This window comes from Flavobacterium sp., assembly GCF_017744675.1.
Lineage (GTDB): Bacteria > Bacteroidota > Bacteroidia > Flavobacteriales > Flavobacteriaceae > Flavobacterium.
Genome location: NZ_JAGIAV010000001.1, coordinates 139,264 through 164,859, shown reverse-complemented (window position 1 = coordinate 164,859; position 25,596 = coordinate 139,264). Strand labels below are relative to the sequence as shown.

Genomic DNA, 25,596 nt, shown 5'->3' with positions numbered 1-25,596 from the left:
TAAATCAAAACTTTGAATAAAATAACAATATGATAAATTTTTGGTAATCTACTTAGAGGCTAATTTCTTCTTTAAAGCTTAAAAAGCAGTGTTTTGAAGTTTCTTATAGTGAATTATTTTTTAGCAGCTTTCTTTCTGTACGTAAAAATACGTAGAGAGAGTCTATTTTAAAATCATTATAAATAACAACGAAATGGTTGTAGTTCTTTTGTAATTGAGTTATTTTTGTCTAATTTTTTAAAACAAACTACTTAACACTTATGGCACAATCTGCACTATTGAATGCTTCCATTTTAAAGAAAGTAGCTATGGCTCTTTCGGGAATATTCTTAATCACGTTTTTAGCGCTGCATGTTTCCTTAAATTTTATTTCTATTTTTAGTGAAGACGTTTTCAACGAAGCTTCTCACTTTATGGGATACAATCCGCTGATTCAGTATGTAATGCAGCCAATTTTGGCATTTGGAGTAATTTTCCACTTTGTAATGGGATTTATTCTTACGGCTCAAAACAGCGCGGCACGACCAATCGCATACGCTAAATACAACGGAGCTGCAAACGCTTCTTGGAGTTCTAGAAATATGATTATTTCTGGATTGGTTATTTTAGCTTTCTTAGGATTGCACTTCTATGATTTCTGGTTTCCTGAAGTTACCTACAAATATATTGCGGGTACAGCACCAGATGCTACAAGGTATTATGGTGAGTTAGTTCACAAATTTCACGACCCAATTCGTACAGCATTGTACTGTGTGTCATTCATCCTTTTAGGATTTCACTTATGGCACGGGTTTGCATCTTCTCTTCAATCTGTAGGGATGTACAACAAATACTCTAGATTTTTAGCGAAAGTAGGTTACTGGTTTGCAGTTGTAGTTCCAGCGCTTTTCGTAATTATCGCTTTATTTCATCATTTCAATAATTAATATCAATTATAATGGCATTAGATTCAAAAATTCCAAATGGTCCTATTGCGGACAAATGGACAAATTATAAAGATCATATTAATTTAGTAAACCCAGCTAACAAACGTAACTTAGATATTATTGTTGTTGGTACAGGTTTGGCTGGAGGTTCGGCTGCGGCTACTCTTGCTGAGTTAGGATATAACGTAAAAGCATTTTGCTTCCAAGATTCTCCACGTCGTGCGCACTCTATTGCGGCACAAGGAGGTATCAATGCAGCAAAAAACTATAAAGGTGACGGTGACTCTATTTACAGATTGTTTTACGATACTGTAAAAGGTGGTGACTACCGTGCACGTGAGGCAAACGTTTACCGTTTGGCTGAAGTTTCAGGTAATATTATTGACCAATGTGTGGCTCAAGGAGTGCCATTGGCTCGTGAATACGGCGGATTATTAGATAACCGTTCTTTTGGAGGAACTTTGGTTTCTCGTACATTTTATGCACAAGGACAAACTGGGCAGCAATTATTGTTAGGAGCTTATTCTGCAATGAACCGTCAGATTGGTCGTGGAAAAATTAAAATGTACAACCGTCACGAAATGCTTGATTTAGTAATCGTGAACGGAAAAGCGAGAGGTATTATCGCCCGTAACTTAATTACAGGAGAAATTGAAAGACATTCTGCTCACGCGGTAGTAATTGGATCTGGAGGATACGGAAACGTATTTTTCCTTTCTACAAATGCTATGGGAAGTAACGCAACAGCAGCTTGGAAAATTCATAAAAAAGGAGCGTTTTTTGCAAATCCTTGCTACACACAAATTCACCCAACATGTATTCCAGTTTCTGGAGATCACCAGTCTAAGTTGACTTTGATGTCTGAATCTTTACGTAATGACGGTCGTATTTGGGTGCCAAAAAAATTAGAAGATGCTCAGGCAATTCGTGAAGGAAAGAAAAAAGCAACTGATTTATCTGAAGACGAAAGAGATTATTTCTTAGAAAGAAGATATCCTGCTTTTGGTAACTTAGTACCTCGTGACGTTGCGTCTCGTGCAGCTAAAGAAAGATGTGATGCTGGTTTTGGAGTTAACAAAACGGGAGAAGCAGTTTACTTGGATTTCGCAGCAGCAATCAAACGTTATGGAACTGAAGATGCTTATGTAAAAGGTTTAGACGATAAAGATGCTGCTTTGGTAACTAAATTAGGAGCTGCAATCGTGAAAAGTAAATACGGAAACTTATTCCAAATGTATTACAAAATCGTCGATGAGGATCCTTATACAACACCAATGATGATTTATCCAGCGGTTCACTACACAATGGGTGGAACTTGGGTTGATTATAACTTAATGACAACAATTCCAGGATGTTTCTCAATCGGAGAATCTAACTTCTCTGACCACGGAGCAAACAGACTTGGAGCTTCTGCTTTAATGCAAGGTTTAGCTGATGGATATTTCGTATTGCCATACACTATAGGAGATTATTTAGCTCCAGATATTAAAATGGGACCAATTTCTACAGATTTACCTGAATTCGTTGAAGCTGAGAAAGCGGTAAAAGATCAAATCGAGAAATTTATCAATAACAACGGTAAACATTCTGTAGATTACTTCCACAAAAAATTAGGAAAGATTATGTGGAATAAAGTAGGAATGGCTCGTAATGCTAAAGGTTTAACTGAAGCGATTGAAGAAATTGCTGCTTTACGCGAAGAGTTTTATAGAGACGTAAAAGTTCCTGGAAGCGCTAACGAATTTAATCAGGAATTAGAAAAAGCAACTCGTGTTGCCGATTTCTTAGAATTAGGAGAATTGTTTGCGAAAGATGCTTTACACCGTAATGAATCTTGTGGAGGTCACTTCCGTGAGGAATACCAAACAGAAGAAGGAGAAGCGCTTCGTGACGATGAAAACTTTGCATACGTTGCAGCTTGGGAATACAAAGGAAAACCAAGTGATGCAGTATTACACAAAGAACCTCTGAATTACGAAAACATTAAATTAGTTCAAAGAAGTTATAAATAAGAATTTGGTCGAAAGCCCAAAGTCTTAAAGTCAAAAGGCAAAATGTGCCAAGCGACTTTCGACTTTCGACTTTATGACTTTCAAACGAAAAAGGTTATGAAACTTACATTAAAAATATGGCGTCAAAAAAACGCACAAGATAAAGGAGGGATTGTAGAATATCCTATCGATGGAATCGAACCAGACATGTCTTTCCTTGAAATGCTTGATGTTCTTAACGAAGAACTAATCAACAAAGGAGAAGAGCCTGTAGCATTTGATCACGATTGCCGTGAAGGAATCTGCGGAATGTGTTCATTATTCATCAACGGTGAAGCGCACGGACCAGACAGAGGTGTTACAACTTGTCAGTTGCACATGCGTATGTTTAAAGATGGTGATACGATTTTTATCGAGCCATTTAGAGCAAAAGCTTTCCCAGTAATTAAAGATTTAGTTGTTGACAGAAGTTCTTTTGACAGAATTCAACACGCAGGAGGATTTATCTCGGTAAATACTTCAGGAAATACAATCGACGCGAATACTATTCCAGTTCCAAAAGACGATGCAGACAAATCATTTGATGCTGCTGCTTGTATTGGTTGTGGAGCTTGTGTGGCAACTTGTAAAAACTCTTCAGCAATGTTGTTTGTTTCTGCAAAAGTTTCTCAATATGCATTATTGCCACAAGGTAAAGTTGAAGCAACAGACCGTGTATTGCACATGGTTCACCAAATGGATTTAGAAGGTTTCGGAAACTGTACTAATACAGGAGCTTGCGAAATTGAATGTCCAAAAGGAATTTCGCTTGAAAATATCGCACGTATGAACCGTGAGTATTTAGCAGCAAGCTTAAAAGGATAAGAATACAATTTAGTATATTTGAAAAAACGCATTCATTAATTTGAATGCGTTTTTTTTGTTGTTTTTGCGCTGTGTGAGCATTTTGCTGTTTTGGCTTAATTCTTTTCTTAAACGAGTATATTTTGAGTTTATAATGTGTTTTTTTTAAGATCAGAGGGCTTCGCAGGCTATATTTAAATTCATACTTTTGTAAGTAGAAAAAAATAATTGGCATGAGCACTGAAAATGAAGTTTTAAATTACAGTAAAGAAGAACGAAAAAATCATATTCTAAAAGAGATCAACCTGCACACGCGTGTAAGTTTTGAAACTCTTTCGGCTAAACTTGGTGTTTCCGAAGATACTGTTCGCCGTGATATTAATGAACTTGATGCCGATTCGCTTTTAATTAAAGTGAAAGGAGGAGCCATGACCAAAGGATATCACTATTCTTCATCGAACCAAACTTATGCAGTAGAAGCCAAGCAGATTATTGCGCAAAAAGCCGTTGGACTTCTTCATGACGGAATGGTCTTGATTGTAGACGGGGGAACAACTATTCGTGAGTTCATACGATTAATTCCAAACGATCTTAATCTGACTGTTTTTACAATTACAGCTTTAACTGCGGTACAGCTTTTAGATAAACCCAATATTAAAACCATTATGATTGGCGGAAGCATTTCGTCTTACAGTCAAATGTGTGTGAGTGGGGAAGCTTTTCATCAATTGGCCAATATAAAAGCAGATCTTTTGGTTTTAGGAACAAATGCTTTAGATGTAGACGGAGGTTATTCAGATTCTGATTGGGAAACGGTTCAGGTGAAAAAAGCAATGATTCAGGCTTCTAGAAAAACAGCGGTTTTGACTATTACAGAAAAACTAAATACTGTTCTTAAAATGAAAATTGCGAGTTTGTCTGATGTTAATTATGTAATTACAGAAGAAGATCCAAATCATGAAAAATTGCAGCCGTATAAAAGTGCTGTTCCAAGTCTTGTAATAATATAGTTTTAAACTTTCGTTGACTTTCATATTATTGTAAAAATGAAAATTGCTTTAATTCAAACCGATTTGTTTTGGCAAGATGCCAATAAAAACCGAGAAAACTTCGATTCTAAAATCGATGAAATTCAGTCGGAAGTAAATCTAATTGTGCTTCCAGAAATGTTTTCGACGGGATTTACAATGAATGCTTCTGAAGTTGCCGAAACAATGCAAGGAGAAACAATCGAGTGGATGAAGTTGAAAGCAAAGCAGAAAAAAGCAGCCATAACAGGAAGTGTTGTCATTACAGAAAACGGAAAATACTTTAACCGAATGTTTTTTGTTTTTCCATCAGGCGAAATGCAATATTACAATAAGCGACATTCGTTTTCTCTGGCTGGAGAAAACAAGGTTTACACAAGCGGAAACCAAAAAGTGATTATAGATTACCTAGATTGGAAAATATGTCTTCAAATTTGTTATGATTTGAGATTTCCAGTTTTTGCGCGAAATGTAGAAAATTACGATCTCATTTTGTATGTGGCCAATTGGCCAAAAGTTCGTACTAATGCTTGGGATGCTTTGCTAAAAGCTCGCGCTATAGAAAATCTTTCTTATGTAGTTGGAGTGAATAGAATTGGTTACGATGCTCACGATTATGAACATGTTGGGCATTCGCAGGCATTAGACTTTTTGGGCAATTATATTTTGGAGCCACAAGAAAAAAATGGTGTCTTTGTCGTAGAACTAGACAAAAACACCATGTATGAAACGCGTAAAAAATTAGACTTTTTAAGCGATAGAGATCAGTTTGAAATTAAACTTTAAAAAGCTTTCCGTTTCTTTTCTGCCTCTTTTTTCTTTTTATCGTCTTGTTTTTTCTCGACTTCTGGATTAAACGGAATACTTAAATCGATTGTTTCGATCCGATCCCAATTGGCACGGACATCAAATTCTTCCTGATTGTAAAACACTTCTTCAGAATATCTTTTTTCTAAGAAACTACCGGTATCGTATTGTTTGTTTTTATTGTCATCATAAATAATGCGCACCGTAAAGACATCAGGTTGCAGTAAATTAAATTCTAATGTGGTTGCGCCCTCAGAATATCCTTCGGCCAAAACAACATCTCCTTTTTTGTTGGTCAATTCAACAATGATAGGAAAACGCTTTACATTTTTCAAATTCAATATAATATTTCCGTAATCTGCGTATTCTTTAGTGCTGAGTTTGTATGATAAGGTGTCGTTTGACTTTTCGTAAAAATCGGTCAAAGCGCCTGGGAAGAAAGTAAAACTATACTTGTCTAAAGGCTCTTTTTTGAAATCAATATACAATTTCTGATCAAACTCGTCGTATTCTGTTGTATACGGAACAGCCACAGAATCTTTGTTAACCAATCTGATTTTAGATTTATCAAATTTTACCAATGGTGTCTCGCTTTCTAAGGTAAAACGTTCTCTAAAATTAATCTGGCTGTTTTGTACCGCTTTAATATTTAGAGTGTCTTTTTTCAAGGCTTTAATCTTGAAAGAATACTTTTTTTTGTAATCTCCTTTTTCAACTTCCATAGCTAATGAATCGGCTTTTATTGGTTTGTACCAAACCTGAAGCGAGTCTTTTTTAGGAAATTGTGTTACAATAGTTTCTAGAACCTCATTGCCGTTTTTAAGAACAATTTTTGGTTTTGAATTCTTGAAGTTTTGTTTTCCTTCGTAAGGAAGATACAAACGGTTTCCAGAAGCTTGAATTGGTTTGAAAGTTTTTAAAGGCAATATTTCTTTAAATAACTCTAACTCATAAACAGTATCTGTCGGAATGGTGATGTAATTTTTTAAAAAGCCAATTTTATCATCCTTCGGATTAAATTTATTGTTTGATCCTTTGTCTTTAAGGGCAATCAAAAGATATTTTCCTTCTTTTAGATTTTCAAACTGAAAAGTTCGCATGCTATCCAAAGTATTTGTAATGTAGCGAGGAAACTCTTTGTAAATGGTAGAATCTTTAAATTTATCATTTACTTCATATAACATTACAGAAACAAAATTATCAACATATTTTCCATAAGCGTCTCTGATTCTTCCGTTCAATTTAAGTGAATCAATTTGAGGTCCTGTTGAGAAAACATATTTAAACTGGTTTAAAGGATTTCCTTCGTTATTATCCTGAATTGCTTGGCCGAAATTTAAACTATAAGTTGTGTTTGGCAGCAAAGTGTCTCGAATTTCAATCTTTATAAATTTGCTCACATTCGTAGGCGAGATTAAAGGCTCATTTTTTAAAGGCGGAGAAATAATCAGCTGTTTGTTGGTGTTTTTAAGTTTGACATATTCGTCAAAATTTAAAGTAATCGTGTTTCCTTTAAAATCGGTTGTGAAATTTTTAGGAAAGCTAGATATTAGAACGGGAGGTAATGTATCTTTTAAACCGCCGGTAATGCTGCCTCTTTTGGCACAGCTTATCATTGATATTAAAATTATAAATGCAATATATTTTAAAGTGTTTTTCAACATAACGGTTTTTCAATTTGATTGCACAAAATAACGATTATATTTGCTTTAATTGAAATTTTTTATCCATTTATTAGGATTTGAAGTTTTTAAGAATTCTCAAATTTTCTTGTCTAAAATGTTTTAAAACGGCATAATTTCTTACTTTTGAGCTAAAATGTAATTTCCTAAGTTTTGTTCAAGCGATTTTTTCCAGTTTTATTTCTCTTTTTAATGTTGTCATGCGCTAAAAGCGAAAAACCTATAATCTCTTTTTATTACTGGAAAACAATTTTTAAATTTTCAGAAATAGAAAAAGAAGCATTGATTCAAAACAATGTTCAAAAATTGTATGTACGATATTTTGACATTGGACTTCATCCTGAATCCAATTTTCCAATTCCTATAAGTCCTGTTCGATTTGAAGAAAATCCAAAAGAATATACAATTGTTCCAGTGGTTTTTATTCAAAATAAAGTCATGCTGCAACCTAATCTTGATGTACATGATCTGGCTCAAAAAACTTTTGATTTTATAGAACAAATCAATTCTAAAAACAAAATTGCCTGTCAGGAAATCCAAATTGATTGTGATTGGACATTAAAGAGTAAAGAGAATTATCTGAAATTTATAGAGGTTTTTAAAAAACTTTCGAAGAAAAAACTTTCAGCAACGATTCGATTACATCAGGTGAAATATTTCAAAAAAACAAAAATTCCAAATGTCGATTCTGGAGTTTTAATGTATTATAATATGGGATCTATTGCTCCCGATTCGCTCAATTCTATTTACGATCAGAAAGTCGCGGCAAAATATCTTAAAAGTTTAAAAAGATATCCGCTTCATCTTGATTTTGCTTTTCCAATTTATTCTTGGGGAGTTCATATTAGAAACAATAAAGTAATCGGACTTCGATCAAAAATAAATAGTAAAGCACTGGAAAAGGATTCCAATTTTGAAAAAACGAATCCGATTTTTTTCAAGGTAAAAAAGTCCAATTATAAAAATGGTGTTTTTTATGAAGAAAATGATCTTTTGAAAATAGAGGAAATAAAACCAGAAGATTTGAAAGAAATGGCAGAAGATTTGCAAGATAATCTTGTCGAAAAGCCAAACGAAATTATATTTTACGATTTAGACGAATTCAATTTAAACAATTATGAGAAAAATACTTTTAAGCAGATTATTTCTTGCTTCTAGTGCCGTTTTGCTTTCTGCATTCGGAATTATATACGCCTGCGCAGACGGAGATTGGGATGATTTTGGAGGTTATAATTCTAATTTTACTCCAGAAACTTTTGCCGACAAATCGTATTCGCCTTTGTTTTTGTCGGGTGGAATTTTCTACGGAATTGGTTTTGATACTCAACATAATTCTCGTTTTAATAAAAATATAAAATCAGATTGGGCAGATTATCTGAAAGGAAAAGCCGATACCACAACGGTTAATTATTTTTTGATTGGCGATGAAAAGCCTAGATATTATTCGGATAAAAAAAATGCAATCAAAAACAAAGAGGAAATTGAAGATTTGCATGTTTATTATAAAACAAAAAAAGAAAATAAAAGCACTCAAAAATGGGGCAAAAAGCTTAATCTGAAAGATGATAAGATTAAAAACTTTGTCGAATTTTTGTATTTAGCTCAGAAAATAGAAACCGTTTCTATTGGTGAAGATTATTGGAGCTACGATCCAGTCGTGGCAAAAACGTTTAATGACGCCAAAATGATTCAGTCAATAGAAAATGTCTACAATACTTTGTCAGATCCGTTTTTGAAAAATAGATATTGGTTCCTCACGATGAAAGCTCGTTTTTATAGTAACGACAAACAAAAAGCAATTGACTTTTTTAATAAAACAGAAAGTTCGGTTGCCAAAAACACTTTGTATTACCGTGCTTTGGCTTATGTTGCCGGAATTAATTATAAGCAGAAAAAATATGCTACTTCAAACTATTTGTACGCTCAGGTTTTTGATAAATGTCCAGAACTGCGCGTAGTAACGGCTTATAGTTTCCATCCAAAAAATGAATCAGATTGGAATAAGGCTTTGGCTATGGCAAAAAGTAATAAAGAAAAAGTGGCGCTTTGGGCAGTTCACGGCTATTACAAAGATGAAAAGCAGGCGATTGAAAAAATCTACGAATTAGATCCAAAAAGCGAACACTTAAATTATTTAGGCACAAGATTGGTAAACAAACTTGAGCAGTCTATTAATAATTCATTTAAACAAGAAAGTACAGATTATAGCCAGCCAGCGAAACCGCAAACTATTGCCGAGAACAAGACAGGAAACAAAGCAAAAGTTGACAATAGCGCCGTTGATTTAATTGCTAAAATTTCTGCGGCAGGAAATACCGAAAAACCGTATTTATGGGATATTGCACTTGGATATCTTCAAACGCTAAAAGGAGATTATGCCAATGCAGATAAGAATTACAATAAGGCAGAAAAAACACTTCCGAAAACAGAATTGGCGGGAATGCAGCTTCGTTTATTGCGTTTTGTAAACAACCTAAGCAAGATTGATAAACTGACAGATAAAAATGAAAAAACAATTCTAGCCGATTTGAATTGGTTGTATTATGAACTGCCTAAAAATTACAAGGGACAGGAATTCCGCTATCAGAATGCTTCTTCATGGAGCAGAAGTTATTTGTCGAATTTATATAAAGAAAGTGGCAATTTGGTTATGGCAGAGATCTACGGCGAATCTCGTTATAGCTATTGGAATGATGGAAATGCATTTTATGATAACGAAAAGAATTTATTAGGGATTAAAAGCTTTTTGGAGAAACCTAATAAAAATGAAATCGAGAAAATTGGTGCTGGAATTTATAGTTTAAAACTGAAGGATATTAATAATTTTCAAGCTATTCAGGCAACTTTCAAAAACAAAATTCCAGAAGCTATTGAATTTATGAAGAAATCAGATTCGGTTCAATATGTTAAGTTTTTAGGAAATCCATTTAATGGAAGCATTAAAGATTGTCATGATTGCGATCATGTGGCTTATCAAAAGAGAAAATATACGCAGCTGGATTTTCTAAATACAATTAAGGAAATGCAGGATAAACTGGCACAAAAAGAAGATGTTTATACAAACAGTCTTTTATTAGGAAATGCGTTTTACAATATTTCTCATTTTGGAAATGGAAGGACTTTTTACGAAATGAGTATTGTTGGTTACGGATCAGGTCCGTATTCATTTAGAGACTCGATGAAAGAAATGATAACGAATAATTCGGTTTCTAAAATGTATTATCAAAAAGCTTTTGAAGCGGCTTCAAACAAAGAGCAGAAAGCGAAATGTTTGTACCTGATTTCGAAATGTGAAAGAAATGAGTACTATAATAAGAAATATAGCGCGATAAATAGTTATTGGGAAATTCAAGATGATAAAGTTAATTTTATTGCTTGGAACTCATTCAAGGCTTTAAGAAAAGACTATTCGGATACGAAATATTATCAGGATGTAATTGCAGAATGCGGATACTTTAGAACATACCTAAACCAATAAATTAAAAAAGATGGTAAACAAAATAGAACATATCGGGATTGCAGTAAAAAATATGGACGATGCCAATGTTTTGTTCGAAAAAATGCTTGGTGTCCCTTCATATAAAATGGAAGCGGTAGAAAGCGAAGGCGTTCTGACTTCTTTCTTTCAGACCGGAAATAATAAAATTGAACTTTTGGTGGCAACAAATCCTGAAAGTCCGATTGCTAAATTCTTGGAGAAAAAAGGAGAAGGAATTCACCACATCGCTTTTGACGTTGATGATATTGAAGCTGAAATTATTCGTCTAAAAAATGAAGGTTTTGTCTTGATTAACGAAGTTCCGAAGAAAGGAGCCGATAATAAATTGGTTGTTTTTCTGCATCCAAAGAACACAAATGGTGTTTTGGTCGAGCTTTGTCAAGAAATTAAATAAAAAAATGTCATTTTAATTTTTAAATAAGATGTTGAAAATCAATTTCGTTTTTGAGATTCGAAGAAAGTTTTACAATTAAATTGAAATGATGTCTTAAAATATTTGGAGTGAATGAAAAATAGTAGTAATATTGCATCCTCTAAACCGGTCCTATAGCTCAGCTGGTTAGAGCACCTGACTCATAATCAGGTGGTCCCTGGTTCGAGCCCAGGTGGGACCACTCTTTTAGAAACACAAAGCCTTTGCAGAAATGTAAAGGCTTTTTTGTTTTTTGATACTTTTAAAAATGTGAAAATTGAAATTTTTGCATCGCTATAATTAAACTTCTATTTTATAAAATGCCTTAACTTTATCCATCCGAAACAAATTTAATCTTCAGATGGATAGATTGACTCCAGAACAAAGGAGGAAAACTATGCAGGCGATAAAAAGTACTGCTACGAAAGGGGAAGTAAGGCTTGCAAAAGCCTTATGGAAGTTAGGTCACAGATATCGAAAAAATAATAAAAAGATATTTGGAAGACCTGATCTTACTTTTGCCAAATATAAAATTGCCATTTTTGTGGATAGCGAGTTTTTTCATGGAAAAGATTGGGAAACTGAGCAACTCAGAATTAAAACGAATCGAGAATATTGGATTCCCAAAATTGAAAGAAATATACAGCGTGACGAAGAAGTAAACGCTTTCCTTGTTTCTGAAAATTGGACTGTTATGCGATTCTGGAGTAAAGAAATTGAAAAGAATCTAGAGGTTTGCCTCGCTAAAATTGAAGGAACAATAATGCTTTTGAGCATTTAAACTTTTTCGGCTTTTAGCAGTCTAGTTTCTGCTTTCTCCATACATTTTAATATTTCTGAAGCAAGTCTTTCTATAACGGGCATGCTTACGGAGTTTCCTACTTGCTTGTAAAGACTGGAATTTGAAATTTTAGGCAATTTGTAATGGTCGGGAAAACCTTGAAAACGAAAACATTCTCTTGGGGTTAATTTTCTAAAACCAAATTCGGTTGTAATAATTGGAACATTATGGCCGCCAGTTCCCATATTGGCGGTTAAAGTAGGGCAAACTTCCTTTTTGTTTTCACGCACATATTGTCTTCGGAACTGATAAATTCTGTCTTCTCTTACAACCGCTTCTTTGAGAATGTTATACATGTATTTGTCTTCAGTGTAGTAGAATTTTTTATCGACTTTTTCTTTTGTAATCAAATCAGTAACCTTTCTGGTTAGTTCTTCTTTTTTGGGAAAAATGAACTTGAAGCCTTTTTTTACAAAGTCTTTGTCAAAAGCAATCATAAAAATCCGTTCTCGATTGTGCGGAATGTTTCCGAAGTCTTTAGTGTTTAATATGGCGCTGTCAAAAGTATAATTGCGCTTCTTGATTTCACGCTGAATTACTTTCATGGTATTTCCTTTTTCATGTCCTTTTAGGTTTTTGACATTTTCAAGAAATACTACTTTCGGTCTCATTTCGTCAATAAAATCTAATATTTTAAAAAAATGATTTCCTCTACTGTCTTTAAAGCCTTTTCTATGTCCCGCAAGAGAAAAAGGCTGGCAAGGAAATCCAGCGGTAAGGATGTCGATTTTGTTTAATGTTTTTACATCAATTTGCATTACGTCTCCTTCAATTAGAGTATGCTCAAAATTGTTTCTGTAGGTAACGCAGGCTTTTTTGTCAAATTCATTTGCCCATTCTAATTTAAAACCTGCATTTTCAAACCCCAAGCAAATACCGCCGACACCTGCGTATAAACTTCCGACTGTATATTGGTTTTTCATTTGCTTGATTGCGATTGAGATAGACTTGAGTTTGAGTTGCAAATATATTAATTTGATAATATTCTTGTTTATGCAATTAGATTGGAATTTAAACTTCTTTTTTTGTAAATTGTGATATGAAAATTTGATCACCAAGAATGATAAATTGGTTTTGGTAAATTAAATTGGTTTTGGTAAATCAGGAAATTCCTATAAGCTTGCGAGTTTTATGGATAATAGTAAAAAGAATGATTTTGTACTCCAGAGCGTTTTGTGAAAAGGATTAGAAGAATCTTGAAAAAAAATGTTAAAATTTGTTTAGTCTTTTTGGGTTTAAAAGTTGGTTTTCTGCAAAAAACTTATACTTTTGTCCAAGATTTTGGAGGTAGAAATTTCTTTATGCGAAATTTCTATCAATAAATAGTTGTCAATAATTATCTAGAATTGCAGTTTGCAATAGCTTGAATTTATGAAAAATCTAAAAGCCCCATTTTTAGTAATTGCCTTATTTTTGTTAAATGTTTTAGTAGTATCTGCGGAAACTTCTTCGCATCCGCCAAGTCCAACAGCGCAAAATGCCAATACAACGACTGCTGCTGATTGTGAGGATCCAAGCCTTCCTAGCTGTAACCCTGAGGCAGGTTTTCCAATAAATCAAAACATTGTTTTTTTGGTAATCAGTGGCTTAGCTTTAGGGATTGCCGTAATATATAAAAATCAAATAAAAAAAGCTTCAATTTAAATTGAAGCTTTTTTTATGGAAAAAGGAAAATAGCTATTTGTTTATAGAATAAAGTCTAGAGATATATTTTCCAACTACATCAAATTCAAGGTTGGTTTTTGTGCCAACTTTGAAATCTTTAAAGTTAGTGTGCTCATAAGTGTATGGGATAATTGATACGCTAAATTCGTTTTCTTTAGAATTTACAACCGTGAGGCTCACTCCGTTTACGGTAATTGAGCCTTTTTCAATTGTGATGTTGTTTTGGTTTTTATCGTACTCAAAAGTATAATTCCAGCTTCCGTTTGCTTCTTCAATCTTGATGCAGGTTCCGGTTTGATCTACATGGCCTTGTACGATATGGCCGTCTAAGCGGTCTCCAAGTTTCATTCCTCTTTCCAGATTTACGATATCGTCAACCTTCCATTCACCAATATTGGTTTTTAGAATGGTTTCATCGATTGCAGTTACGGTGTAAAGAGAATCTTTAATTGCAACAACCGTAAGGCATATTCCATTATGGGAAACGCTCTGGTCTATTTTTAATTCGTGTGTTATGGATGAGTCAACTGTTATGTGAAGATTGTTTTGGTCTTTTTGAATTTCGTGAATCCTGCCAAGTGTTTCTATAATTCCTGTGAACATTGTGGTTTTATTTTACTAAATTTGCACATCAAAATTAGTAATAAATAAACTGAGCTCATGAATAAAAAAGCAGAAAATATAATTGTTGGAATTTCGGTAGGAGATTTAAACGGTATTGGAAGCGAAGTTATACTAAAGACATTCGAGGATTCTCGTATGTTGGAATTGTGTACGCCGGTTATTTTTGCAAATGCTAAAATTCTTTCATTCGTTAGAAAAAGCTTTACATCGACAATTCAATTTCATGGAGTTGATAAATTGGAGCAGGTTATACCTGGAAAAGTGAATGTTTTAAATCTTTGGAAAGAAGGAGTTGATATAAATTTTGGAGTAAATGATCCAAAAATAGGAGAGTATGCCATAAAATCTTTTACAGCAGCAACAAAAGCATTAAAAGATGGCGAGATTGATGTTCTAGTAACAGCGCCTATTAATAAATACAATATACAGTCAGAGGATTTTAAATTTCCGGGGCATACAGATTATTTAGATCGGGAGTTAGAAGGCAATGCGCTTATGATGATGGTTCAGGATAATTTAAGAGTGGGATTAATTACTGATCACGTTCCCTTGAATGAAGTTGCGTCTCATTTAACAGAAGAATTAATTACAAAAAAAATTGAAACTATCAGGAAATCTTTAGTTCAGGATTTTAGTATAGTAAAACCAAAAATTGCAGTTTTAGGTATAAATCCTCATTGTGGAGACGGCGGTGTTATCGGGAAAGAAGATGATTTGATTTTAAAACCTGTTTTGAAAAAAATATTTGATTCTGGAACAATGGTTTTTGGCCCGTTTCCCGGAGATGGCTTTTTTGGAAGTGGCCAATATGAAAAATATGATGCGATTGTAGCAATGTATCACGATCAAGGGCTAATTCCGTTTAAGACGCTATCTTTCGGAAAAGGAGTTAATTATACAGCAGGTTTAAATAAAGTTAGAACTTCTCCAGATCATGGTACAGCCTATGATATTGCTGGAAAAGACATGGCAGATTACAATTCATTTAAAGAAGCAGTTTATCTTGCGATCGATATTTTTCGCTCGCGTAATCAGTATGAGGAGATTAGCCAAAAACCTCTTAAAATAAAAGAAAAACAGTTATAAACAAAAAAAGGTGAATAAGATTATTAGATTTGTAATAATTTTATATCTTTGCACCCCAATTCAGATATCTAGTTTGAGAACTGAATTGTTCAAATTGATGTTGAAATGAGCAAAACAAAAGAATTTTTAATTCCTTTCGTAGGATTAAAACTAGGAAAACACCATTTTGAGTATCAGATAAATAACGAGTTCTTTAAGAATTTTGAGTACGATGAGTTTCAAAGTTCGGATATTAAAGTCAATTTGCTTTTCGAAAAGAAGAGTAATATGTTAGAATTAGAATTCAAACACAAGGGGACGGTAAATGTGCCTTGTGATCTAACAGGCGAAGATTTTGATTTACCTATAAAAGGGAAAATGAAGTTGATAGTTCGCTTTGGAGAAGAATTTAACGATGATAATGAAGAATTGTTGATTTTGCCGCATGGTGAACATGAGATAGATATAGCGCAATATGTTTATGAAATGATCGCGCTTTCTGTACCTCAAAAAAGAATTCATCCAGGGGTTAAAGATGGAAGTCTTCAGACAGAAGCTTTAACAAAGTTGAATGAGCTGAGTGTAAAAGAACAAAAGGAAGAGAGTAACAAAGAAGAAGATATTGACCCGCGTTGGGAAAAATTAAAGAAACTATTAACGGATAAATAATATAGTAAAATGGCACATCCTAAGAGAAAAACCTCGAAAACAAGAAGAGATAAGAGAAGAACACATTACAAAGCTACTGTAGCTCAAATCGCTACATGTCCTATTACAGGTGAGGCACATTTATACCACAGAGCTTACTGGCATGAAGGTAAAATGTACTACAGAGGGCAAGTTGTTATCGATAAATCTGAAGCGGTTGCTTAATACGTTTTTGTAAATTATACTAGAACTCTCACATAGTGAGAGTTTTTTTTGTTGGTTATAATTTTCGTTTTTTAGGAAAATATAGACAAATTCGTTACGTTTTTTTTTGTAATTTTCGGGTCTTTTAAAAATTTTTCAAATTATTGTTAATTTGAAAGGAAAATAATAGAATATAATGAATACAATCACAGCCGCAATTACCGCTGTTGGAGCTTATGTTCCTGACTTCGTTCTTTCGAACCAAGTACTAGAAACAATGGTTGATACCAATGATGAGTGGATTACCGCTCGAACAGGAATTAAAGAAAGAAGAATTCTTAAAGATGCTGATAAAGGTACATCGTATCTAGCTATACAAGCAGCAAAGGATTTAATTGCAAAAGCAAATATTGATCCGCTTGAGATTGATATGATTATCATGGCAACTGCAACACCAGATATGATGGTAGCTTCTACAGGTGTTTATGTTGCAACAGAAATTGGTGCGACAAATGCATTTTCATACGATTTGCAGGCTGCATGTTCAAGTTTCTTATACGGAATGTCAACTGCTGCTGCATATGTTCAGTCAGGACGTTATAAAAAAGTACTTTTAATTGGTGCCGATAAAATGTCATCAATTGTAGATTATACAGACAGAGCAACTTGTATTATTTTTGGCGATGGAGCTGGTGCAGTTCTTTTTGAACCAAATTATGAAGGCTTAGGTTTACAGGACGAATATTTAAGAAGTGACGGTGTAGGACGCGACTTCCTTAAAATCCCTGCTGGTGGTTCTTTGATTCCGCCTTCAGAAGACACTGTAAAAAATAGACAGCACAATATTATGCAAGACGGTAAAACTGTTTTCAAATATGCTGTAACTAATATGGCAGATGCCAGCGAATTGATTTTACAAAGAAATAATTTGACAAATCAAGACGTTGACTGGTTGGTACCACACCAAGCTAACAAACGTATTATTGATGCTACCGCAGGAAGATTAGAATTAGACGATTCTAAAGTTCTAGTAAACATCGAAAGATACGGAAATACTACTTCTGGAACTTTACCATTAGTATTATCTGATTTTGAAAATAAGCTTAAAAAGGGAGATAACATTATCTTTGCCGCTTTTGGTGGAGGGTTCACTTGGGGATCTATCTATTTAAAATGGGCTTACGATAAGAAATAAATTAAAACTAAAAACGAATCATTATGGATTTAAAAGAAATTCAAAACCTAATCAAATTTGTTGCAAATTCGGGCGTTGCAGAAGTGAAGTTAGAAATGGATGATGTAAAAATCACGATCAGAACAACTTTAGAAACAAATGTAACTGAAGCAACTTATGTACAGCAATTGCCAACTCAGGCAGCTTTACCTCAAGCAGCAGTTCCACAAGTTACAGCTCCAACAGTTGTAAGTGTAACTCCAGAAGCACCAGCTGCTAACGATTCTAAATATATTACTATAAAATCTCCAATCATTGGAACATTCTATAGAAAACCATCTCCAGACAAACCAGTTTTCACTGAAGTAGGAAGCACTGTATCTAAAGGTGATGTTCTTTGCGTAATTGAAGCAATGAAATTATTCAACGAAATCGAATCTGAAGTTTCTGGTAAAATTGTAAAAATTCTAGTTGACGATATGTCTCCAGTAGAATTTGACCAACCTTTATTCTTAGTAGATCCATCATAAATAAATTTAGATTTTAGATTTTAGATTTTAGATGATCTGCAGAATTAATATCAGACATCTAAAATTATCTAATTATCAAATTGTCTAATTATCTAATTAAAATAAGATGTTTAAAAAAATATTAATTGCGAATAGAGGAGAAATTGCACTACGTGTAATTCGTACATGTAAGGAAATGGGAATCAAAACTGTTGCAGTTTACTCTACAGCCGATGCAGAAAGTTTACATGTTAAATTTGCTGACGAAGCGGTTTGTATTGGCCCTCCTCCGAGTAACTTATCGTATTTGAAAATGTCAAATATTATTGCAGCTGCAGAAATTACAAATGCAGATGCAATACATCCAGGTTATGGATTTCTTTCTGAGAATGCTAAATTCTCAAAAATCTGTCAAGAGCACGGAATTAAATTTATTGGTGCTGCTCCAGAAATGATCGACCGTATGGGAGATAAAGCTTCTGCAAAAGCTACAATGAAAGCGGCAGGAGTACCTTGTGTACCAGGTTCAGATGGATTATTAGAATCTTACGAACATGCACAAAAAGTAGCTGCTGAAATTGGTTACCCAGTTATGATGAAAGCTACTGCTGGTGGTGGTGGAAAAGGGATGCGTGCAATCTGGAAAGAAGAAGAGCTTTTAAAAGCTTGGGAAAGTGCGCGTCAAGAAGCTGCTGCAGCGTTTGGAAATGACGGAATGTACATGGAGAAACTTATTGAAGAGCCACGTCATATCGAAATCCAAGTTGTTGGAGATTCTTACGGAAAAGCATGTCACCTTTCTGAAAGAGATTGTTCTGTTCAACGTCGTCACCAAAAACTTACTGAAGAAACCCCTTCACCTTTCATGACAGACGAACTTCGTACAAGAATGGGAGAAGCTGCTGTAAAAGCTGCTGAATTCATTAAATATGAAGGAGCTGGAACTGTAGAATTCTTGGTTGATAAACACAGAAATTTCTACTTCATGGAAATGAATACTCGTATTCAAGTAGAGCACCCAATCACAGAACAAGTTATAGATTATGATTTGATTCGTGAGCAAATTATGGTTGCTGCCGGAATTCCAATTTCGGGTAAAAACTACCTTCCACAATTACATGCTATCGAGGTTCGTATTAATGCTGAAGATCCTTACAACGATTTTCGTCCTTCACCAGGAAAAATTACTACGCTTCATATGCCAGGAGGACACGGAGTTCGTTTAGATACTCACGTATATTCAGGATATAGCATTCCGCCAAACTACGATTCTATGATTGCTAAGTTAATTACAACAGCGCAATCTCGTGAAGAAGCTATCAGCAAAATGCGCAGAGCTTTGGATGAATTCGTAATCGAAGGTGTGAAAACTACAATACCTTTCCACAGACAATTAATGGATGATCCAAAATATATTGCAGGAGATTATACAACTGCATTTATGGATACATTTAAAATGAATAGTCCAGAATAATTCAAAGGCCGTCAAATATTGACGGCCTTTTTTTTATAACCTTCAGATCCCAAACTCCAAATTCCAAACTCCAAATTCCAAACTTGGAACATGAAACTTTAAACTTGGAATTTGGAATTTCAAAAAATTTGGAATTTATCTTCAAGGTAACACTAAAAGTGTTTACTTATTACACACCTTTTTTCTCTTTTACACACCTTCTAAGTTGTCTCTTTTTTTATTATATTTGATGTAAAACCTTTAAATACAGGTTTTTATGATCTTTGGCACAGCTCTTTTCTTTTACGGCATAATAATTTCATTACTTAAAGCGTAAACAACTATTAATTTAAATATATACGTTATGAAAAAATTATTTTTATCAGCCGCAATTGTTTTAGGAAGTTTAACTTCATTCGCTTCAACTTCACCAATTACTAATACAAATGTAAAAGTGATTTCTATCGAAGACGAGTATACAGAAATCAAATTAGAAGAAGTACCAGCTGCTGTTACAGAAGCTTTGAAAAAAGCATATCCAGAAGCAGTAATTACTAAAGCATACAAAAATGAAAAAGCACAGTATAAACTTGACGTAACTGTAGGCGACAAAGTTGGAAACTTATTTGCTAATGCAGACGGAACTTGGATCAAACAATAATCTAAACATGAGATTTTGTGAAAATCCAGATCAAGAATACTAAGATCAAATTAACTATATTAAAAAACAACTATCATGAAAAATTTATTTTTATCAGCCGCAATCGTTTTGGGAGGTTTAACATCATTTGCTTCAACTTCGCCAATTTCAAATACAATCGTAAAAACAATTTCTATCCAAGATGATTATACAGAAATTAAATTGGAAGAACTTCCAACAGCAGTAACAGATGCTCTTAAAAAAGCTTATCCAGATGCTGTGCTTACTAAAGCATTTAAAAACACAAAATCTGAATACAAGCTTGAAGTAACTGTTGGAGATAAAACAGGAAATCTTTTTGCTAACGCAGATGGAACTTGGATTAAAAAATAATTAAGTCTAACCCTAAAAAGCTATTACTATGAAAAAGTTAATCTTATCGGCAGCAATTGTTTTAGGCAGTTTGTCGATGAACGCAGAAACCCCTGTTGCAACCAATCAAATGGTGCAGACAGTAAATGACCAGGATGGATATAAAGAAGTAGATGGAGTTCCGGCAGCCGTAAAAAAAGGCTTAGATGAAGCTTATCCTGGTGTAGTGCTTGAAAAAGCATGGGTTAATGATAAAAAGGAGTACAAAATTGAGATAACCGTTCGAGGCGAAAAGTCGATCGTTTATACAGATGCTTCTGGTAACATTCTTAAAAAATAATTTAAACCACTAAATATTATGAAAAAATTAATCTTATCAGCAGCAATTGTTTTAGGAAGTCTTTCAGTAAATGCTGCAGTTCTTCCAGCAGTTTCGATTTCTCAATCAGTACTTGTTCAAAGTGAATTTACTGAAGTATCTGCAGACGCCGTTCCGGCAGCTGTAAAGTCTACAATTGAAAAATCTTTCCCGAACACTAAGCTTGAGAAAGCTTATAAAAACGAGAAAAATGAGTACAAACTTGAAATTTCAAGCGGAGACAAGAAGTATACTATTTTTACAGATGCTTCTGGAAACATCATTAAAAAATAATTTAAAATCAGCATCATGAAAAAGCTAATCTTATCAGCAATAGTAGTTTTCGGAACCATGTCAATGCATGCCAATGTTTTGCCTGTTTCGCAAAATGCTAAAGCAACTGTAGCTATTCAATCAGAATATACAGAAGTTACAGCAGATGCTGTTCCTGCAGCTGTAAAAACAGCCTTGCAGACTGCTTATCCAGGAGCAAAACTGGAAAAAGCATTTGTAAACGATAAAAAAGAGTACAAACTCGAAATATCAGTTGGAGACCAGAAGGCTACTGTTTATTCAGATGTCAATGGTAACTGGTTGAAGATATAAATTAGGTGAATTTAGATTTATGTTTTTGGTGAAAAAGAGATTGCGTCGTGCAATCTCTTTTTTTTTACATATTTTACATAAATTTATGAAATAACAAGTTTAATAATATTATTTTAGCAAAAAAGTCCCTAAAAGCAAATGCCGAAGATATTACTGATAGAAGATGATATTGCGTTCTGTAAATTATTAGAAAAATTTCTAATCAAAAAAGCGTTTGAAGTAACAACTACTTTTTCTGCGACAGAAGCGCGCGAAGCAGTTAAAAACGAATCGTTTGATTTGATTTTGACAGACCTTCGTTTGCCTGATTCTGACGGTATTGGACTAATGTCTGAATTTAAAAATTCTCACCCGCACATTCCTGTTATTTTGATGACAGGCTATTCTGATGTAAACACTGCTGTTAAAGCCATAAAAAATGGAGCAGCAGATTATATTTCAAAACCTTTTAATCCTGACGAAGTGCTGCTTGTAATTACTAATGCATTACAAGCCCCAAAAGAGGAAGAAGAAATTCCTGTAAAAGAAAAGAAAACAGCTAAAAAGCAGATATCTTCAGGAGAAAGTGAATTTGTTCGAGGAATTTCTGTTGCATCCAAAAAACTTTTAGATCACATTCAGCTGGTAAGTCCAACTGATATGTCGGTTTTGATTATTGGTGAAAGTGGAACAGGAAAAGAAATCATCGCAAAAAGCATTCATCAGCAAAGCAGAAGAAAAGACAATAATTTTATTGCAGTAGATTGTGGGGCAATTCCAAAAGAACTGGCAGCGAGTGAATTTTTCGGACATTTAAAAGGATCTTTTACTGGAGCAATCAGCGATAAAAAAGGATATTTTGAAGCGGCAAATGGCGGAACCTTATTTTTGGATGAAATTGGAAATCTTTCATACGAAAATCAAATTCAGTTACTGAGAGCACTTCAAGAAAGAAAAATTAAGCCTGTAGGAAGCAATAAAGAAATAAACGTCGATATACGCATTATTACAGCTACGAACGAAGATTTACGCGAGGCAGTAAAAAACGGCGATTTTAGAGAAGATTTATACCATAGAATCAACGAGTTTTCGATTCAGTCACCATCTTTAAAAGATCGAGGAGAAGATTTAATGGTTTTTGCCGATTATTTCTTAGAAAAAGCCAATCAGCAATTGCATAAAGATGTTATAGGATTTTCTCCAGAAGTGGTTACTATTTTTCAGAATTACAATTGGCCAGGAAATTTAAGAGAATTGCAAAACTGTGTAAAACGTGCGACTCTTTTAACTCGCGGTGATTTTATAGAAAGTGAAGTCTTGCCGGCAGAATTTTTCCAGATTCAAAATCAAACGACAGCAAATGAAGTTTTCTCATTGTCTGAAAATGAAAAAGAAACTATTATTAGTGCCTTATCAAAAACGCAGAACAATAAATCTGAAGCCGCAAAATTGCTGAAGATTACCAGAAAAACACTTTACAATAAATTGAAACAATATAATATCGAATAAAAAAGCAGCTCAAAAGAGCTGCTTTTTTTATTAGTCCCAGCGGATGAAATATTTATAGGAATATAGATGTTCAATCTTCTTCAAACATAACCCAAGGTTTCAACCTTGGGAAACGTATAGAAGATCATTGCGTCCAATGGTTAAAACCATTGGTAATGTTTTTAAATGGTTTATGAAAAGTGTTCTTTAAATCTCTTGTTTCAATTCGTCAAAAAGAACTTGAATTTTTTCGTTTAAATCTGCATAAATAGCTTTTATATCTATGGTATTTAAGTCTTCTTTTTCTAAATCCTTTAAAAGTTCTCCGATTTTATTTGCTTGAATTTGTTTGAACATCGGAGCAATACGATGCGCAATAGATTTTATTTCATCATGATTTTTCTCTTGAACTGCTACTTTCAAAAAACCTAAATTTTCTATTGTCGTTTCTATAAAAGACTTCAAAACTTCTTTCAAAGCCGATTCGTCCTGACCAAGAAAATCTTTCAAGGTTTCTAACGAATAGATTTGAGAATCATTTTTGTTTGAATTCTCGACAGATTCGGTTGCAGGAACTTCTTCATGATCCAAAATATGCTGAATAGTTTCTAAAAGAATCTTTGGAGAATAAGGTTTCTTGATAACAGTGGTAAAACCAGCATTTTTATAAACCGAAAGATCTAAATCGGTGCGACCCGTTAAAGCAATTACAGGCTGGTTTTTGAAAACGCGATCTGGAAGCTCGCGAAGTTTTTCTAAAAACAGAAACCCATCAATTTCTGGCATTTGAATATCAGTAATGACAAAATCAAAAGGTGTGATCTGAATCGTTTCTAAAGCTTTAGCCGGATTAGTAAACGAAAAAACCTGATGTTGTTCTTGTTTTAAAACACCACTTGTAAGATTCAGAAGATTAATGTCATCATCCACCACAATAAAAGTTTGTTTTTTGGTGTTTTTTGCGGTTTTTGGTTTAAGTTCTATAACAGGAGCATTTTGGCTATTATCAAATAATAAAGGCAATTGAATAGTGAATGTGCTTCCTTTTCCAAAAATACTTTCTAAACTTAAACTTCCGCCCAAAATAGAAATAATCTTCTGGCAGATAGACAAGCCCAAACCTGTACCGCCATATTTCTTTTCGATGTTTTCATTGGCCTGCGCAAATTCTTCAAAAACCAATTTCTGATTCGCTTTTTCAATTCCGATTCCGGTATCTTGAATAGAAATCGTGAAAGACTGATCGTCATTCGCGTAAGCAGCAATTCGAATATGTCCTTTTTCGGTAAACTTATAAGCATTACCGATAATGTTAGTCAGGATTTGTTTTAAACGAAATGGATCGCCAACAATACGTTTCTGAAATTGCTCATCGAAATTAATAATTAGATCAATATCTTTCTGCTTGTAAACCGTTTGAATGTTTCGGGCAACATCTTCAATAATTTCTGGTAATGAAAACGGAACTTTTTCTATCGAAATTTTTCCTGCTTCGATTTGCGAAAAATCCAATAAATCCTGAACGAGTTGTGTAATGTATTCAGATGAATTTTTAATATTTTTAATAAAATACGACTGTTTGGTATTGACATCTGAATTTCCTAAAAGTTCAGAATAACCAACAATTGTACTCAAAGGTGTTTTCAAATCATGGCTAACAGTCGAAATTAATTGCTCACGGCTTTTCAGCAGATTCTTGGTTTTGAAATTAGCAATTTCTAACTGTTTTTTATACAACTGAGATTTAGAATAATCGCTAACAATTAGAATAGAGAAAAAAACTGTCAGCAATAAACCGATCACCGCAGAAGCGGTTACAATCTCGTTGACTCTTTTTAATGATTTTTCTTTTAATGAATTGTTTTTTATCGAATTGATGATGATTTCACGCTCGATAATTCGAAGTATTTTTCTAAGCTGATCTGAAATTGCAATTTCATTTTGAAGCAGTTTGTTTTCTTCAAAATTCAAAGATTCTTTCTTTTTTTCCGCTTTTATTTTTACAGAACTTAAAAGTTTTTTAGAATTGGCCAAAATAGAATCTGAAGCTTTTTTGCTCAAAGTATTAGTGCTGTCATCAGGAATATTCGAATTCAGGTAATCTACATATCGCTGTAAAACACTTCTTTGGTAACTTCCTAACTGATTTGGATTTTTGGTGAAATCCTGAAGCTCGAGTTTTCTTAAATTAAACTCCATTTTCGTGATTTCGTCAATCGCATTATTTACAGAAGTCTCGTCGTCTGCTTTATTTTTGATTTCTCTTAACTGCTTGATGTTTTTTGTCTTTTCAGACAAAAAATAAGTCACACTATCTAAAAGTGTTTTTTGATAGTCGGTAGTAACAATCTGCTTTAAAGTATCAATACGTTTGCGAAGCGAATCGGTTTCGATCAGATAATTTTTAAAATCTTTTTCAGAGTTGTTCTGAATCGTTTGTCTTGCTAAACTTTCGGTTTTGTAAACATTAGAATACAATCTGCTAACTCTGATTATTTTAGTTTTTTCCAAAGCAATTTTGTCTTCAAGCTTGTTGTAAACTACATTTTCAGAGTAAAGAAACCATCCAACTGTAACAACCAAAGCCAGTAATGCAACGTAACTGAATAAAACTTTGATTGCGGTGTAACTTCTTTTGGTCTCCATATTTTGCTAATAGATTGAGGGAATTTGGTTCCGAAGCCTCGGGATTAAAACATTGCAATTTATCTAAAAAAATCTGTTTTCGGAATAGCAAAACCTTCAATGTCTTACATAATTCAAATGTCACTAAATAAAAACA

At 33.8% G+C, this 25,596-nt stretch carries 26 protein-coding genes and 1 tRNA gene; 23 read left to right on the top strand and 4 right to left on the bottom strand.

Going from position 1 to position 25,596, the window contains the following annotated elements:
- Positions 1 to 260 precede the first annotated feature (260 nt).
- From J7574_RS00775 to J7574_RS00755, 5 genes are all read left to right on the top strand, one after another.
- Entirely contained in the window at positions 261 to 926 is a 666-nt protein-coding gene (locus tag J7574_RS00775) for a succinate dehydrogenase cytochrome b subunit (protein ID WP_290962935.1), read from the top strand.
- 11 nt (positions 927 to 937) lie between these two features.
- Positions 938 to 2,938, top strand: a complete 2,001-nt coding sequence (locus J7574_RS00770; protein ID WP_290962933.1) for a fumarate reductase/succinate dehydrogenase flavoprotein subunit — start codon at positions 938 to 940, stop codon at positions 2,936 to 2,938.
- A 96-nt stretch (positions 2,939 to 3,034) separates the two neighbouring features.
- On the top strand, positions 3,035 to 3,781 hold the full coding sequence (locus tag J7574_RS00765; RefSeq protein ID WP_290962931.1) for a succinate dehydrogenase/fumarate reductase iron-sulfur subunit: 747 nt from the start codon (positions 3,035 to 3,037) through the stop codon (positions 3,779 to 3,781).
- 212 nt (positions 3,782 to 3,993) lie between these two features.
- Positions 3,994 to 4,770: a DeoR/GlpR family DNA-binding transcription regulator gene (locus tag J7574_RS00760; RefSeq protein ID WP_290962929.1), complete on the top strand. Its 777-nt coding sequence runs from the start codon at positions 3,994 to 3,996 to the stop codon at positions 4,768 to 4,770.
- A 36-nt stretch (positions 4,771 to 4,806) separates the two neighbouring features.
- A complete protein-coding gene (locus J7574_RS00755; protein ID WP_290962927.1) occupies positions 4,807 to 5,574 on the top strand; it encodes a nitrilase family protein in 768 nt (255 codons plus the stop codon).
- Here the strand turns inward: J7574_RS00755 and J7574_RS00750 are convergent.
- Positions 5,571 to 7,259 carry an Ig-like domain-containing protein gene (locus tag J7574_RS00750; protein ID WP_290962925.1) on the bottom strand — a complete coding sequence of 563 codons (1,689 nt, stop codon included), beginning with the start codon at positions 7,257 to 7,259 and terminating at the stop codon, positions 5,571 to 5,573. The genes J7574_RS00755 and J7574_RS00750 overlap by 4 nt on opposite strands.
- Positions 7,260 to 7,559: 300 nt before the next feature.
- Between J7574_RS00750 and J7574_RS00745 the strand changes: the two genes are divergently transcribed.
- The 5 genes from J7574_RS00745 to J7574_RS00725 all read left to right on the top strand — a co-directional run bounded on the left by J7574_RS00745 (position 7,560) and on the right by J7574_RS00725 (position 11,969).
- Positions 7,560 to 8,435 (top strand): hypothetical protein, encoded by an 876-nt coding sequence (locus J7574_RS00745; RefSeq protein ID WP_290962923.1) that lies wholly within the window; start codon positions 7,560 to 7,562, stop codon positions 8,433 to 8,435.
- Positions 8,395 to 10,755 (top strand): hypothetical protein, encoded by a 2,361-nt coding sequence (locus J7574_RS00740; RefSeq protein WP_290962921.1) that lies wholly within the window; start codon positions 8,395 to 8,397, stop codon positions 10,753 to 10,755. The genes J7574_RS00745 and J7574_RS00740 overlap by 41 nt, the downstream gene beginning before the upstream one ends.
- 10 nt (positions 10,756 to 10,765) lie before the next feature.
- The gene (gene mce, locus J7574_RS00735; protein WP_290962919.1) at positions 10,766 to 11,170 is read left to right on the top strand and encodes a methylmalonyl-CoA epimerase; all 405 of its coding nucleotides are present in this window, start codon (positions 10,766 to 10,768) and stop codon (positions 11,168 to 11,170) included.
- A gap of 146 nt (positions 11,171 to 11,316) precedes the next feature.
- A tRNA-Ile gene (locus tag J7574_RS00730) sits at positions 11,317 to 11,390 on the top strand.
- A gap of 159 nt (positions 11,391 to 11,549) precedes the next feature.
- Positions 11,550 to 11,969 (top strand): very short patch repair endonuclease, encoded by a 420-nt coding sequence (locus J7574_RS00725; protein WP_290962917.1) that lies wholly within the window; start codon positions 11,550 to 11,552, stop codon positions 11,967 to 11,969.
- Here J7574_RS00725 and J7574_RS00720 read toward each other — a convergent pair.
- On the bottom strand, positions 11,966 to 12,952 hold the full coding sequence (locus J7574_RS00720; protein ID WP_290962915.1) for a DNA cytosine methyltransferase: 987 nt from the start codon (positions 12,950 to 12,952) through the stop codon (positions 11,966 to 11,968). The two genes, J7574_RS00725 and J7574_RS00720, sit on opposite strands and share 4 nt — an antisense overlap.
- 448 nt (positions 12,953 to 13,400) lie before the next feature.
- Between J7574_RS00720 and J7574_RS00715 the strand changes: the two genes are divergently transcribed.
- Complete coding sequence (locus tag J7574_RS00715; RefSeq protein WP_290962913.1) at positions 13,401 to 13,673, top strand: hypothetical protein; 273 nt, start codon at positions 13,401 to 13,403, stop codon at positions 13,671 to 13,673.
- Between the two features lie 33 nt (positions 13,674 to 13,706).
- Here the strand turns inward: J7574_RS00715 and J7574_RS00710 are convergent, their stop codons facing one another.
- The gene (locus J7574_RS00710) at positions 13,707 to 14,297 is read right to left on the bottom strand and encodes a riboflavin synthase (protein WP_290962911.1); all 591 of its coding nucleotides are present in this window, start codon (positions 14,295 to 14,297) and stop codon (positions 13,707 to 13,709) included.
- Between the two features lie 57 nt (positions 14,298 to 14,354).
- Between J7574_RS00710 and pdxA the strand changes: the two genes are divergently transcribed.
- The 12 genes from pdxA (at position 14,355) to J7574_RS00650 (ending at position 22,835) form a co-directional block, all read left to right on the top strand.
- Complete coding sequence (pdxA, locus tag J7574_RS00705) at positions 14,355 to 15,404, top strand: 4-hydroxythreonine-4-phosphate dehydrogenase PdxA (RefSeq protein WP_290962910.1); 1,050 nt, start codon at positions 14,355 to 14,357, stop codon at positions 15,402 to 15,404.
- Positions 15,405 to 15,509: 105 nt separating this feature from the next.
- The gene (locus J7574_RS00700; protein WP_290962908.1) at positions 15,510 to 16,052 is read left to right on the top strand and encodes a DUF177 domain-containing protein; all 543 of its coding nucleotides are present in this window, start codon (positions 15,510 to 15,512) and stop codon (positions 16,050 to 16,052) included.
- A 9-nt stretch (positions 16,053 to 16,061) separates the two neighbouring features.
- Entirely contained in the window at positions 16,062 to 16,256 is a 195-nt protein-coding gene (gene rpmF, locus J7574_RS00695) for a 50S ribosomal protein L32 (RefSeq protein WP_008465217.1), read from the top strand.
- 175 nt (positions 16,257 to 16,431) lie between these two features.
- Positions 16,432 to 17,430, top strand: coding sequence for a beta-ketoacyl-ACP synthase III (locus tag J7574_RS00690; RefSeq protein ID WP_290962893.1), 999 nt, complete (start codon positions 16,432 to 16,434; stop codon positions 17,428 to 17,430).
- Between the two features lie 23 nt (positions 17,431 to 17,453).
- On the top strand, positions 17,454 to 17,939 hold the full coding sequence (gene accB / locus J7574_RS00685) for an acetyl-CoA carboxylase biotin carboxyl carrier protein (RefSeq protein ID WP_263524645.1): 486 nt from the start codon (positions 17,454 to 17,456) through the stop codon (positions 17,937 to 17,939).
- A 106-nt stretch (positions 17,940 to 18,045) separates the two neighbouring features.
- Entirely contained in the window at positions 18,046 to 19,392 is a 1,347-nt protein-coding gene (gene accC, locus J7574_RS00680; RefSeq protein WP_290962890.1) for an acetyl-CoA carboxylase biotin carboxylase subunit, read from the top strand.
- Between the two features lie 343 nt (positions 19,393 to 19,735).
- Complete coding sequence (locus J7574_RS00675; RefSeq protein ID WP_290962888.1) at positions 19,736 to 20,032, top strand: hypothetical protein; 297 nt, start codon at positions 19,736 to 19,738, stop codon at positions 20,030 to 20,032.
- A gap of 75 nt (positions 20,033 to 20,107) precedes the next feature.
- Positions 20,108 to 20,404: a hypothetical protein gene (locus J7574_RS00670; RefSeq protein ID WP_057115161.1), complete on the top strand. Its 297-nt coding sequence runs from the start codon at positions 20,108 to 20,110 to the stop codon at positions 20,402 to 20,404.
- Between the two features lie 28 nt (positions 20,405 to 20,432).
- Positions 20,433 to 20,723 (top strand): hypothetical protein, encoded by a 291-nt coding sequence (locus tag J7574_RS00665; RefSeq protein WP_286965267.1) that lies wholly within the window; start codon positions 20,433 to 20,435, stop codon positions 20,721 to 20,723.
- An 18-nt stretch (positions 20,724 to 20,741) separates the two neighbouring features.
- Positions 20,742 to 21,035, top strand: coding sequence for a PepSY-like domain-containing protein (locus tag J7574_RS00660; protein ID WP_290962883.1), 294 nt, complete (start codon positions 20,742 to 20,744; stop codon positions 21,033 to 21,035).
- A 15-nt stretch (positions 21,036 to 21,050) separates the two neighbouring features.
- On the top strand, positions 21,051 to 21,347 hold the full coding sequence (locus J7574_RS00655) for a hypothetical protein (protein ID WP_290962881.1): 297 nt from the start codon (positions 21,051 to 21,053) through the stop codon (positions 21,345 to 21,347).
- A gap of 138 nt (positions 21,348 to 21,485) precedes the next feature.
- Positions 21,486 to 22,835: a sigma-54 dependent transcriptional regulator gene (locus J7574_RS00650; protein ID WP_290962878.1), complete on the top strand. Its 1,350-nt coding sequence runs from the start codon at positions 21,486 to 21,488 to the stop codon at positions 22,833 to 22,835.
- A 186-nt stretch (positions 22,836 to 23,021) separates the two neighbouring features.
- On the opposite strand, the gene J7574_RS00645 is transcribed toward J7574_RS00650, so the two are convergent.
- The gene (locus tag J7574_RS00645) at positions 23,022 to 25,460 is read right to left on the bottom strand and encodes a hybrid sensor histidine kinase/response regulator (protein WP_290962876.1); all 2,439 of its coding nucleotides are present in this window, start codon (positions 25,458 to 25,460) and stop codon (positions 23,022 to 23,024) included.
- Positions 25,461 to 25,596 lie beyond the last annotated feature (136 nt).